Raw genomic sequence first — 12,753 nt, forward strand, 5'->3', positions numbered from 1 at the left:
AGCGATGCGCTCAGGCTTTGTCACCCTTGTCGGGCGCCCCAACGCGGGCAAGTCCACGCTATTGAATTGCCTTGTCGGGGCCAAGGTCAGCATCGCCTCCGACAAGCCGCAGACCACACGTCTGCGTGTCATGGGTGTGCGACACCTGCAGGACGCGCAGATCGTCTTCGTCGACACGCCTGGCATCGCCAAACCGGTCACCTCCTTGGGCGAACAGCTCAACGAGACCGCACGCACGGCCATCGCCGACCTCGAGCCGGTGGACGTGATCTGCATGGTCCTCGACGCAACCGCCCCGCTGGGCCGTGGCGACCGACTGATCTGGGAGTCACTGCCAGCGGATGCGTCCACCGTCGTTGCGGTAACGAAGTGCGATCGGGCGTCGAGAGCCCAGGTGGTGGGCCAGCTCGCTGCCGCAGCGGAATTCGATGCCGGCGCGTACTTTCCGGTCTCGGGGACCACCGGCGACGGCACTGATGCGCTGGTCACCCACCTAGCGGCCGGCCTCGCGCAAGGCCCGGCCTATTTCCCGCCGGAGAGCATCACCGACTTGCCCGACGCGTGGCGGATATCCGAGGCAGTGCGCGAGCAGCTGCTGGCGCGGCTCGACGACGAGCTGCCCTACAGCATTGCGGTGCGAGTCACCGAGTGGGAGCCGGATCGCATCCGCTGCGACATTGCCGTGGAGCGGCCCTCCCAGAAAGGGATCGTCATCGGTCGGGGAGGACGGATGCTCCGCGATGTCGGCACGGCCGCGCGCCGCGAGCTCGGTCTCGACGGCGTGTACCTCGAGCTGCGAGTTCGCGTCGAGCCGGACTGGCAGCGCACCCCTGATGCCGTCTCGCGGATGCTCGCGCCCGAAGCACCCTCGGGTCCGCACGGCTGAGGTCAGCAGGCTCAACCAACGTTCCGCTCCCGGATGGAAACGAGAAACTCGATTGCCTCGGCCTGGTCCACGCTGCGGCGCATGGGCGGGAGCGGGTCGAGCAGGCGAGACCGGTATCGGGCGGTAGCGAGCCGTGAGTCGAGCACCGCCACCACCCCCCGATCGGTGGTGGTGCGTATCAGCCGGCCCACGCCTTGGGCCAGCAGGTCTGCGGCTTTGGGCACATCGACGGTCATGAAGGCGCCGTCGCCGGCCGCCTCGCGCCGTGCCGCGGCCAGCGGTTCATTCGGACGGGCGAACGGCAGCCGGTCGATGGCCAGCAGGGACAGTGCCGGGCCGGCGACGTCTACGCCCTGCCAGAAGCTCATCGTTGCGCAGACGACGGTCGCCGGGTCGTCGCCCAGCGCCTCGAGGAGTGCAGTGTTGGACAGGTCGCGCCCCTGACGGAGCACCTGGATGCCTCCGAGCTGTTCGCAGAGCGCGTCTGCGGTGTCATGCAGGGCGCGCCAGCTCGTGAAGAGCGCGAGCGTGCGGCCTCCTACCGCCGAGACCAGTGCCGCCAACTCTTCGGTCGCTGCGGCGCGGTACGCCTCTTGAGTCGGCGCCGGCAGGTGGCGGGCGCAGTACAGCAGCGCATGGGAGGGGTAGTCGAACGGGCTGTCCACCGAGAGATAGGTGTGATCAGCCGCGGGCACACCGAGTCGCTCGACAAAATGCGGGCCGAGCGTCGCGCTGGTGAGCACGCATGCCTGACGGCCCCACAGACGGCTGGCCAGCAGATCGCCCACGTCAAGCGGTGCGAGGCGGAGCTGTCCCCGCCCCTCAACCAAGATGACGGTCCCGGCGGGCGGGCTTGCAGCCATTCGCAGCGCAGTGAGCGACTCGGCCGCTAGCCGGCTGACGCGCAGCCGTTCCAGGTCTGGCGAATCGTCGCCGTCGGGGCGGCGCAGTTCCAACGCGAGCTGCTCGACTCGCCCATCGGCTGCTTCGAGCAGGCTGGCCAAGTCGCCGGTGATCGCGCCCAGACGGGTGTCGCGCAGCGGCTCGAGTTCGCTGGCGAGGCGTGCCGCCACATCGGCGACGGCATCGGCCGCGGTGCCGCCGGCGCCGACGGCCCGAGCCTCGGCGGCGAGCCGTACGAAGCCTGCGGGGGTGAGTTCAATGCCCGCCACCTGGGTCACCACGGGTTCGAGTTGGTGAGCTTCATCGAATACCACGGCGTCGTGGGGTCCGAACAGGTAGCCGTCGCCGAACAGGTCGATGCAGTACAGGTGCTGGTTGGTCACGACGATTCCGGCCCGCGCCGAGCGGGCACGAGCCTCCTCGGCGAAGCAGTGGTGGCCCTGGGGGCAACGCTCGGCGCCGATGCACTCGGTACTGCTCACCGACACCGACGACCACACCCGCGCGTCAGGCGCGACGGTCAGCTCGGAACGATCGCCGGTACGCGTTCGGGGCGCCCACTGCTCGATGTCGGCGAGCTGACGCTGGCGCGCCCGTTCTGTGGGGGATGCGGGACCGTCCGTGAGGTCGAATTGCTCCTGCGCGTGCTCGCCGAAGCGGTGCCGGCAGAGGTAGTTGTTGCGGCCCTTGAGGACTTCCCACCGCACCGGGCGCCCAAACCGCCCGGCCATGCCGGCGGCCACGAGCGGGAGATCCTTGCTGACCAGCTGATCCTGTAATGCCAAGGTCGCAGTGGCGATGACGACGCGCTTGCCCGCTGCTGCAGCGAGCGCAGCGGGCACCAAATAGGCGAGCGATTTGCCGACGCCGGTGCCCGCTTGGCACAGCAGCGTGCCCCCGTCGCAGATTGCTTCGTGTGCGGCGGCTGCCATCTCGGCCTGACCGGTTCGCTGCTCGCCGCCGCCAGGGAGTTCGGCGATGACCTCGTCGAGCGCCGCAGCGGCGTCGGCGATCCGCGCCGCAGGCGAATCGGGACTTGGGGAAAGGTCCCACGGCTCGGCAGTGGGGTCGTCGGACATCTGCCTCCTGACGGTCGGGGTTGCCGGCTGATCCAACCGTAGGAGACGAACCGCCGGCAATCGTGTGCGTTTTGTGACATCGGGCGCACTCGCCCGCGGCGGCAGGGGTTCTACCCTGCGCAGTGTGAATTCGGGTGCGGGAATCGACCTGTCGCGCCTGCCGACCCACGTGGCCTGTGTGATGGACGGCAACGGACGTTGGGCCCAAGCGCGCGGGCTGCCGCGCACCGAAGGCCACGCCGCCGGCGAGGAGGCCCTCATCGACACCGTGGAGGGCGCGGCCGACATCGGTCTGCAATGGCTCACCGTGTATGCGTTCAGCACGGAGAACTGGCGGCGCCCGCCGTCAGAGGTCCGCTTCCTGATGGGCTTCAACGAGTCGTTGCTGGTGCGGCGTAGCCATGAGCTGCACGAGCAGAACGTCCGGATCCGCTTTGTCGGGCGGCCGGACTCCCGAATCCCGCGGCGAGTACGGGCACGCATCGACGAGGCAGTCGAGCTCACCGCGGCAAATTCGGGCCTCACCTTCACGGTGGCGTTCAACTACGGCGGCCGAGCCGAAATCGTCGATGCAGCTGCCGGGCTGGTGCGCTCCGGCGTGCCCGCGGCTGAGGTCGACGAGGCCGCGCTTGTGAAGCACCTCTACGACCCTGAGATGCCCGAGGTCGACCTCATGATCCGGACATCGGGCGAGAACCGCTTGTCGAACTTCCTGCTGTGGCAGATGGCGTACAGCGAATTGGTGTTCACCGACACGCTCTGGCCCGACTTTCGACGTGGCGACCTGTTCGACGCCGTCTGCACCTACCAGGCCCGCGACCGCCGATTCGGCGGCCTGAATCGTTGACCCCACCAAGAGGCTGAGCGCAAAGGGGATACCCCCACAGATGCAATACCGGGACCGGGGAGTGGTGCTGCGCACCTTCAAGCTCGGCGAGGCTGATCGGATCATCACGATCATCACCTCCGAGCACGGCAAGGTGCGTGCGGTGGCGAAGGGATCCCGGAGGACGCGCAGCAAGCTGGCCGGCCACATCGAACCGCTGCGCCATGTCGATCTGCAGCTCTATCGGGGACGGGGCGAGCTCGACATCGTCACGGGGGCGGTGACGCTCGACCGCTGGCCGACATTGCGTTGCGACCTTGATCGGCTGGGTACCGCCATGACGCTGGCGGAGGCCGTGGACCAGTCGGTGCACGATCGTGGGGACGACCCCGTGCCCTACCAGATGCTCACCGGAGCATTGCGCCGGTTGGACCAGTCCCACGCCAAGATGCTGCTGCCGGCATTCCTGCTGCGACTGCTGGCCCACGAGGGGACTGCGCCGATGCTCGAGGGCTGCGTGGTGGGCAGCGGCTGCGAGGAAGCGCCCATCGTGGCATTCGACCCTGCACAGGGCGGCGTGACCTGCGAAGTCCACCGGCGGGGACGCCAGCTCTCAGCAGGGGCGCTCGAGATGCTGCGCTTGATCATGGAAGGCCGGGTGAATGCCGTGCTTGACCTCGAGCCCTCCTCCGACACGCATGAGGCCGCAGCGGTCGTCACCCGCATGTGGGAGTACCACATGGAAAAGCGACTTCGCAGTGCAGATTTGCTCGGCTGAGGCGCCGAGGACATGCGCTAGAAGGCACAGATGCCATAGCGGAGGAGGCGGCAGGAGACTCTGCGACGTTGCGACCGGTTCCCGATCGGGCGCAACGTGATGAGCCGATGATGTCGGCAAGAACTGCGGTTAGGTGCGCATCTCTCGCTTGCTGGATCGCCGGAGCAGAGGGTTCTGCCGCCTCCTCCGCGGGCGCACTCGTCTAGCGGAACATCCTGGAGCGTCCCTGTGGGTTCTCGGCGGCCCCATGAAGTCGCTTGAAGCGCTTTTCCGCACGCGTATCGGCCGTCGAGCGCCACCACCTGCGGCCGCGCCACAACGCCCCGGCCAACGCCAGCAGCCCCAGCACTACCTGGGTGCGAGCCAGCCCGCGGCACAGCGGGTGGCGGCTCTGTGGCGGCTCGTAGCTGGTGCCGGTGGTGCGAGCCGTGACATGAGCGGTCGAGATGGCATCTCGCAGCTCATCGAGATCCACGTCGGGCGGGACCAGGCTCAACGGCGGTATCGCGCACGTCCAGTCGACTTCGCCCTCCCGAATGTCCTCGTAGGGGCCGCCAAAGACGGGCATCGGCACCAGCAAGACCGCGACGCCCAAGAAAGCGCACAGGAAGACCACGGTGGTGTCACGCAGCCGCATGCTGTCAATGCTAATGAGCGCGGGTCTTTCGCCGGGGCACGCGGTCCGGCCGGCCCATCGGGGCGAAATTCATCCCGGTGGCCCGGGAGACCCTCAGTACCCTTGCCGCCCGTGACTTCGCCCACCAGCGCTGAGCCAGCGCCCAACACCGATTGCGAGCCCGCGGCCGATGCCGCGCTGTTTGACAAGATCGTGAACCTCTGCAAGCGACGGGGAATCGTCTTCGGCTCAGCGGAAATTTACGGCGGCTTTCGCAGCGCATACGACTATGGCCCGATCGGTGCGCAGCTGCTGCGCAACGTGAAAGACGCCTGGTGGCGCTCGATGGTTCAGATGCGCAGCGACGTGGTGGGCCTCGATGCGTCCATTTTGGGCCCGCCCCAGGTGTGGGAGGCCTCGGGCCACCTGACGAACTTCAGCGACCCGCTGGTGGATTGCACAAGCTGCAAGACGCGCCACCGCGAAGACCAGCTCGACGACCCCGACCAGTGCCCCAACTGCGACGAGCGTGGCACCTTCACTGAGGCCCGCGCCTTCAATCTCATGTTCCGCACCCAGGCCGGCCCGGTCGAGGGCGCCGGCGCGGAGGTGTACCTACGGCCCGAGACCGCCCAGGGCATGTTCGTGAACTTCAAGAACATCCTGGAAACCAGCCGCAAGCGACCGCCCTTCGGCATCGCGCAGGTAGGCAAGTCGTTCCGCAACGAGATCACGCCGGGCAATTTCGTGTTCCGGACTCGCGAGTTCGAGCAGATGGAGCTGGAGTTCTTTGTCCCGCCCGCTGAGGCGCAGCAGTGGTACGAGTTCTGGCTGGCCGATCGGTATCAGTGGTACGTCGACTTGGGCATCCCTGCGACTCACCTGCGGCTGCGGCCTCACGATGCCGACGAGCTCAGTCACTACTCCAGCGGTACGAGCGATGTGGAGTTCTTGTTCCCGTGGGGCTGGGGCGAGCTCGAGGGCGTGGCCAACCGCGGCGATTTCGACCTGCGCCAGCACGCCGCCCATTCGGGCCAGAAGCTGGAGTACTTCGACCAGGCCAGCGGCGATCGATATGTACCGCACGTGATCGAACCCGCGGCTGGAGCAACCAGGGCACTCATGGCGTTTCTGCTCGCCGCATACCGGGAAGAAACCGTCAATAACGACCTGCGCACGGTGCTGGGACTCCACCCCCGGCTTGCGCCCTACAAGGTGGCGGTGCTGCCGCTGTCGCGCAAGGAGCCGTTGGGGGAGCTGGCCGGCGAGGTTCTGGCGATGTGCCAACCGCACTGGATGTGCGACTACGACGAGACCCAGGCCATCGGGCGCCGCTACCGCCGCCAGGACGAGATCGGCACGCCGCTGTGCGTCACGGTCGACTTCGAGTCCATCGACGATCGCTGCGTGACCGTGCGTGACCGCGACACGATGGCCCAGGACCGGGTGCCGATCCCGTCGCTAGTAGACCATCTCGCAAGCCGCTTGGATCTCTAGCGGGACGACACGGAAACGAGCTGGCGCGCGCGGGGGTTGGCATGGCAGACGTCAATGCGGGGCTGAGCACTCGCCAGCGGCAGGCCATTGCCGAACTCAGCGTTGACGCAGTGCTCGACGCACTCCATCCCTCCTTCGAGTCCGCCAGCTCATCGGGTGCCGGCGAGATCACTGCGCTGACCACCGGAATGGGGGCATCGCCCGGCGCAGCCTCCGGGCTCGTGGCCGTCGGCTCGCAGGCGGCGCTCGATCTCGCCGCTCAAAATCACACGGTGATCCTGGTTGCCACCGAGACAACGCCCGCCGATGTCGCCGCCATGGGCCTGTCGGCAGGCATCCTCACCGCCCGCGGCGGGATGGCCAGCCACGCTGCTGTCGTCGCGCGCGGGTGGGGCATTCCTGCGGTGTGCGATGCACGGGAGATCACGGTGGAATCCGACAGCTTCACCGTGGGCGATCTCCGCATCGGCAACGGCACGGCGATCTCGATTGACGGGTCAACCGGCGAGGTGACCCTGGGAGGACGTGAGGTGGACGGATCGGCGGTCGCAGGCTCTGGGCCTGTTTCGGGCCTGCCAGCGGAGATCACCGAAGTGCTCGGCTGGGCAGACCGCCTCATGGCCGGCCGGTTCGCTGTGCTCGCGAATGCAGACGTCGCGCCGGATGCCACGATGGCGCGGGCGCTCGGAGCGCAAGGCATCGGGCTGTGCCGCACCGAGCACATGTTCTTGCAGCCCGACCGGCTGGAGATTGTCCAGGACGTCATCTTGAGCGGCCACGACGATCATCTCGACGACCTCGTGGCAGCCCAGCAGACCGACTTCGGTGAACTGCTCGCCGCCATGGACGGCTTGGCTGTCACCGTGAGGCTGCTCGACGCGCCTATGCACGAGTTCCTGGCGGGCGCAGACCCCGAAGCCGCCGCGCCCTGGCACGAGCACAATCCGATGCTGGGTGTGCGGGGCGTGCGGCTGGGGCTCCTGCGACCTGAGCTGTATGAGGCCCAGGTCCGGGCACTCGCCGGTGCGGTCGCCGATCAGCGCTCGTCGGGCGGTGACCCGCATGCCGAGATCATGATCCCGCTGGTCTCGACGACCGAAGAACTCGCTGCCGCCGTCCGTGTCGTGCGCAGGTCGTGGGAGGAGGCGCAGGCGGGTCCGGCGCCGCCGATCGGCACCATGATCGAAACGCCTCGGGCGTGCCTGATAGCCGGCCAGCTCGCACCCGCCGTGGATTTTGTGAGCTTCGGCACCAACGATCTCACCCAGATGGTGTTCGGCTTCAGCCGTGACGACACCGCCACCCGCGTCATCGCGCCCTACCTCGCCGACGGCCTGCTCAGCGTTGACCCATTTGCCTCGCTGGACTGTGACGGCGTCGGCGAGCTCGTCAAGAGTGCGCTGGTGGGAGGACGCACCGCCTCCCCAGGCATGCGCGCCGGCATCTGCGGCGAGCACGGCGGGGACCCGGCCAGCATCGAGTTCGCTCTGCGAGCCGGGCTCGACTACGTGTCATGCTCGCCCTACCGAGTACCCATAGCCCGCCTCTCCGCCGCCCAAGCCCAGCTCGCTTCCGGACCAGAGCGGTAGCGGAGTCGCCAGCAGAACGAGGTGCGGGCAATGAGCCAGACCACTCAGGCGTTGGCGAATCGTTAGCGTCGCAGTGAACATGAGTATTCGGGATTCCGACGTGCAGCGTGTGCGCGAGGCGACCGATCTCGTCGCGCTCATCGGCCGTCGGGTCAGCTTGAAACGTGTTGGCAGCCGCCATGTGGGACTGTGCCCGTTCCATTCCGAGAAGACGCCGTCGTTCAGCGTGAGCGGCACCGACGGCTTCTATCACTGCTTCGGCTGCAAGGCGTCGGGCGACGCCATCACGTTCCTGCGCGAGACCGAGCAACTGGATTTCACCGACGCCGTCGAGCAGTTGGCGGCGTCCGCAAACATCACGCTCACCTACGACGCACCGGGCGCGCAGCGCGCCAACCAGCGTCGCAAGGAACTGCTCGACCTGCTCGAAAGAGCGGCCTGCTATTACCACGAGCGTCTGATGACCAGCGCCGACGCCGGCGAAGCACGTGCGTACCTGCGCCGGCGCGGTTATGACCGCGACACCGTCGTCAAGTGGCGGCTTGGGTACGCACCACCGCTGTGGGATGCGCTGTGCAGACACCTCGATGCTGCAGCGCCGCTGCTGGCAGCAGCCGGTCTGGCCTACAGCGAGTCGCGGCGAGCCAGCCGAGCCGCGGACGGCGAGGACAGTGACGGGGATGGGGACCAGGCGTCGGACTTTTTCCGGGACCGTGTCATGTTCCCCATCTGTGATGCCAGCGGCCGGGTGGTCAGCTTTGCCGGGCGGGTCCTGCCTCGCCCCGATGAGCCACCGCCGAAGGGGCCCAAGTACAAGAACACCGCCGGCACAGCGGTCTATGACAAGAGCAAGGTGCTGTACGGGCTGCATCTGGCAAAGCAGGCGGCGCGCACCACTGAACGCATCGTGGTGTGCGAGGGCCATACCGATGTCATCGGCTGCGACCTGGCAGGCATCTCCGAGGCGGTCGCCACATGCGGCACTGCCCTGACTGCGCAGCACGCTGAATTGCTCTCGCGCTCGGCCAAGCGCATCGTGCTGGCCTTCGATGCTGACGCCGCAGGCCAGACTGCCGCTGAGCGCGTGCATCAATGGGAGCGCGCGTACGGGCTCGACGCATTCGTGGCGAAGCTGCCTGCTGGTGCCGACCCCGGCGACTTGGCAGCGTCCAACCCGCCGGCTCTGCGCGCAGCTCTGGACAAGGCCCAGCCGCTGCACACGTTCCGGGCCGAACGGATCCTGGAGCGGGCCGATCTCGACAGCCCTGCCGGGCGCGACCGCGCAGCCGACGAAGCGGCCCAGGTCTTCGCCGTGTATCCGGGGGAGGTCTTGCTGGACAGCGATCTCGAGCCGATCGCGGGCGGTATTCCGATGGACGTCGGCAGCTTCCGCGAACGCGTCGACGCGGCTCGGCGAGGTCTGGAGGATCGCCCGCCATCCGCAGCGTCCGACCCGTACGCAGACGCCCCGCCCCCGCCTGATCGCGGTGAGGACTATCACGACGCATACGACGGCGGTGCCTACGACAGCGGCTACCCAGGCGAAGCGGGAGTGGCGAGCTTCGCCGAATCGCAGCCTCACCGGCGCGGGCGAGGCGCTGGTGCGGTGCGCGCCAAGAACCCGCAGCAGCGTGCTACCGACGACGTCCGCCTGCTGGCGGCAGCGCTTGCCCCACAAGGCAATGCGGCGGACCTGCTGGTGCGTGAGCTCTTCGCCACACCAGCAGGAGCGGAGGCATTCGACCGTGTCTGTGCCGGTGCCCATGTTGGCGACGACCCCGGCGACTCTGCCGCCGAGTTGCTTGCTGCCGGTGAGAAACAAGGTGCGATGGTGAGTACAGCGGAGGCCGTCGACCGGGCGACGTTGGCGTTGCGTCACTTCGTGTGGGCAACGCGTCGCAGCGTGGGCGGGAGCGTGCATGGGCCTCATATCGAGCTCGATCGCAGCAATCCGAACACCGAGCAATTGCTGAGATGGCTGCACGACCGGGAGTCCGAACTGCTCGATGCCTCGGTGCGTGTCGGCGCTGCACAGTCCGTCGTGAGCTGGGTGCATTCCCTCCGCAGCGCGCAGCCGCCTGCCGGATCAGGACTGACCGGGTCGGAGCCCGCCGACGCAGTTGCGGCCGGCGAAGAAGAGGCGGCTGCGGTGGAGTGAGGGTGCTCCGGGGGTGGGGCTCGAACCCACGACAAACGGATTAACAGTCCGCTGCTCTGCCAACTGAGCTACCCCGGACCGAACGGGCCGCGTCGGACCCGAACGTGCGGCGCAACCATACTGAGTCGTCGTGCGCCGATGGCGGCGCATTCGACCGGCACTGCCGGCGGCGTGTGGGCCGGGTGGGGATCGAACCCACGACCCAGCGATTATGAGTCGCCTGCTCTGACCACTGAGCTACCGGCCCAGCAGCACCGTATCGGCCCGTGCGGTTCAACGGTCGCGAAGAGGCAGGGCCTCGCCAAAGCGGTCAAGCGTGCACCGGCATGGCTAGTAGGTTGCGCCCAAGGCGCCGCAGCGGCGCAGCGGGGGAGGAAAGTCCACGATGCAAACAGGCCGAACGCGGCGCAATGCCGAAAATGTCACGAACGGGCGATCACGTTCGCAATCACGGCGGCCGTTCCGCTGGCGAGTCGCGGTCATCGTCGCAGCGTTTGCGCTGATTGCCGTTGCGTGCGGCAGCGGTGACGACGAGTCCGACGGCGGCGCGGCACCTGAGCCCGACACCACGGAGGCCGCGACGGACAGCCCGCAGACCACGACTGCGCTGTCGGTTGAAGAGGAAGAAGTGGTCGAAGACCGCGAAGCAGGCGAGGCCACAGGCGAGGACACCAGAGAGGTCCAGTCCGGTCCGGTTCACGGCGGCAAGCTCGTTTACGGCATCGAAGCCGACTCGGCCAATCCGTTCGTGCACTACGCGACGTCGTGCGCGATCAGCTGCCGCATGATCTTCCGGGCCATCACCGATCCGCTCTACATCACCGACAGCGACGGCGAGATCGTGCCCTATCTGGTGGAGTCCGAAACGCCCAGCGCGGACTTCATGGAGTGGACGCTCACGATCCGCGACGGCATCACCTTCCATGACGGAACCCCGTTGGATGGCGCGGCCGTGGCCTACAACATCAACCTGTGCCGACTCAGCCAGCTGACCGGGCCTGCATGGCTCGGCGTGGACAGCGTGGTCGGCGACGGGCAGACGGTCACTGTCACGGCCAGCCCGGGCCAGCCGCTGGCAGTCGGCATCGGACCTTCGGCGCGTGCGGAGGTCTGCGGGCAGATGTTCTCCCCTGCATGGATGGAGACACTGCCGAATAACCCGCTGTACGTCTCGCCGTCGTCGCCACTGCCTGAGACAGCGCGCGAAGCCGCACTCGAGAACGCCACCGGCGATCCCTCCGCACCGGTGGGGCTGGGCGCCTTCAAATTCGTGAGCTACACACCGGGCAACGGCAATAGCTTCGTCGCCGAGCGCAACCCCGACTACTGGCGCGGCCCCAACGGGATCACGGGTGAGGACCTCCCATATCTCGACGAGATCGAGTTCGTGGTGTCCGTTGACATCCAGGGCCGTTCCAATGGTCTCAAGGCCGGACAGTTCGACGTCATCCACACCGCGAACGCGGACGAGATCTCCAAGTACGAGGGCGATACCGACTTCGTGCTCCTGCAAGCCAACGACTATGGCGAGACCAGCCACAATCTGATCAACGTGGCGTCGGGCGTGAACCCCTGGCTCCAAGCAGTGCGCCAGGCAGCCGAGCCGATCCCCATGGATCCCTTGGGGCTCAATGCGGCCAACCCGCTGCTGCATCTGAGCTGCCGCAAGGCGCTGGCGCATGCATTCGACGGCGAGCGGTTCGCCAACGAGCGGCACCAAGGCTTGGTCAAAGTCGCCAATGGCCCGTTCCCTCCGGGCAGCATGGGATATCTCGAAGACTCCGGCTACCCGTCGTTTGATCTTGACGCCGCCCGAGCCGAGTTCGAGCAGTGCAAGACCGACAGCGGCCAGAACCCGGTGACGTTCTCGTTCAACACCACCAACGACGCGTTCAATGTCGAGTCGAACGAGCTGATTGCGTCGATGTGGACCGAAGCGTTCGCAGACGAGGTTGCGGTGTCGATCGCACCCGTCGAGCAGGGGCAGTACATCGGCTTGGCGCTGGCGGGCGTCTTCCAGATGCAGGGCTGGCGCAACCACGGGGGCGTGGACCCCGCCGAGCAGTGGTACTGGTGGAGCCCGTTCACCGCGAGCCCGATCGATCCCTCCGTGCCCGAGCTGGCGCTGAACTTCGGGCGCTTCATGGACCCGGCGATCGCCGACGCGCTGAACGTCATCCGCCACGTCCCTGACCCCGAGGCGCGGCGTGCAGCAGCAGAGGCGGTCAATCGAGCGTTCGCTGCGAATGTCTGGAATCTGTGGACGTATTGGACACTGTGGGGCATCGTCGCCAATCCGCGCGTGCAGAACATCACCGATCTGCCCATTCCCGACAACCCCGAGAACACCTTCCCGGTGATCTCCGGCAAGCACCATCTGGGCCAGATCTGGTGCACTGACGGAAATTGCCAGGGCTGAGC

The 12,753-nt window shown here is 67.4% G+C and carries 9 protein-coding genes and 2 tRNA genes; 7 read left to right on the top strand and 4 right to left on the bottom strand.

Annotated elements, in window-relative coordinates; translation table 11 throughout:
- Nucleotides 1–4 precede the first annotated feature (4 nt).
- On the top strand, nt 5–886 hold the full coding sequence (era, locus tag ACOOF5_RS13840) for a GTPase Era (protein ID WP_420440118.1): 882 nt from the start codon (nt 5–7) through the stop codon (nt 884–886).
- An 11-nt stretch (nt 887–897) separates the two neighbouring features.
- On the opposite strand, the gene ACOOF5_RS13845 is transcribed toward era, so the two are convergent.
- A complete protein-coding gene (locus tag ACOOF5_RS13845; RefSeq protein ID WP_420440120.1) occupies nt 898–2,868 on the bottom strand; it encodes an ATP-dependent DNA helicase in 1,971 nt (656 codons plus the stop codon).
- A 124-nt stretch (nt 2,869–2,992) separates the two neighbouring features.
- Here ACOOF5_RS13845 and uppS point away from each other — a divergent pair, with 124 nt between their 5' ends.
- A complete protein-coding gene (gene uppS, locus ACOOF5_RS13850) occupies nt 2,993–3,715 on the top strand; it encodes a polyprenyl diphosphate synthase (protein ID WP_420440122.1) in 723 nt (240 codons plus the stop codon).
- Between the two features lie 40 nt (nt 3,716–3,755).
- Nucleotides 3,756–4,472, top strand: a complete 717-nt coding sequence (gene recO, locus ACOOF5_RS13855) for a DNA repair protein RecO (RefSeq protein ID WP_420440124.1) — start codon at nt 3,756–3,758, stop codon at nt 4,470–4,472.
- Between the two features lie 202 nt (nt 4,473–4,674).
- Here recO and ACOOF5_RS13860 read toward each other — a convergent pair whose 3' ends face one another.
- On the bottom strand, nt 4,675–5,109 hold the full coding sequence (locus ACOOF5_RS13860) for a hypothetical protein (protein ID WP_420440126.1): 435 nt from the start codon (nt 5,107–5,109) through the stop codon (nt 4,675–4,677).
- A 177-nt stretch (nt 5,110–5,286) separates the two neighbouring features.
- Between ACOOF5_RS13860 and ACOOF5_RS13865 the strand changes: the two genes are divergently transcribed.
- The 3 genes from ACOOF5_RS13865 to dnaG all read left to right on the top strand — a co-directional run bounded on the left by ACOOF5_RS13865 (nt 5,287) and on the right by dnaG (nt 10,332).
- A complete protein-coding gene (locus tag ACOOF5_RS13865) occupies nt 5,287–6,585 on the top strand; it encodes a glycine--tRNA ligase (RefSeq protein WP_420440999.1) in 1,299 nt (432 codons plus the stop codon).
- Nucleotides 6,586–6,626: 41 nt separating this feature from the next.
- A complete protein-coding gene (locus ACOOF5_RS13870; protein WP_420440128.1) occupies nt 6,627–8,174 on the top strand; it encodes a putative PEP-binding protein in 1,548 nt (515 codons plus the stop codon).
- Nucleotides 8,175–8,253: 79 nt separating this feature from the next.
- Nucleotides 8,254–10,332 (top strand): DNA primase, encoded by a 2,079-nt coding sequence (gene dnaG, locus ACOOF5_RS13875; RefSeq protein ID WP_420440130.1) that lies wholly within the window; start codon nt 8,254–8,256, stop codon nt 10,330–10,332.
- A 5-nt stretch (nt 10,333–10,337) separates the two neighbouring features.
- On the opposite strand, the gene ACOOF5_RS13880 is transcribed toward dnaG, so the two are convergent.
- Together ACOOF5_RS13880 and ACOOF5_RS13885 are read right to left on the bottom strand one after the other, a co-directional pair.
- Nucleotides 10,338–10,410, bottom strand: a tRNA-Asn gene (locus tag ACOOF5_RS13880).
- Nucleotides 10,411–10,506: 96 nt separating this feature from the next.
- Nucleotides 10,507–10,579 (bottom strand) — tRNA-Ile (locus tag ACOOF5_RS13885).
- 138 nt (nt 10,580–10,717) lie between these two features.
- Between ACOOF5_RS13885 and ACOOF5_RS13890 the strand changes: the two genes are divergently transcribed.
- Entirely contained in the window at nt 10,718–12,751 is a 2,034-nt protein-coding gene (locus tag ACOOF5_RS13890; protein WP_420440132.1) for an ABC transporter substrate-binding protein, read from the top strand.
- The last annotated feature ends 2 nt before the right edge of the window (nt 12,752–12,753 follow it).

The sequence above is a fragment of the Candidatus Poriferisodalis sp. genome, assembly GCF_965214215.1.
Lineage (GTDB): Bacteria > Actinomycetota > Acidimicrobiia > Acidimicrobiales > Poriferisodalaceae > Poriferisodalis.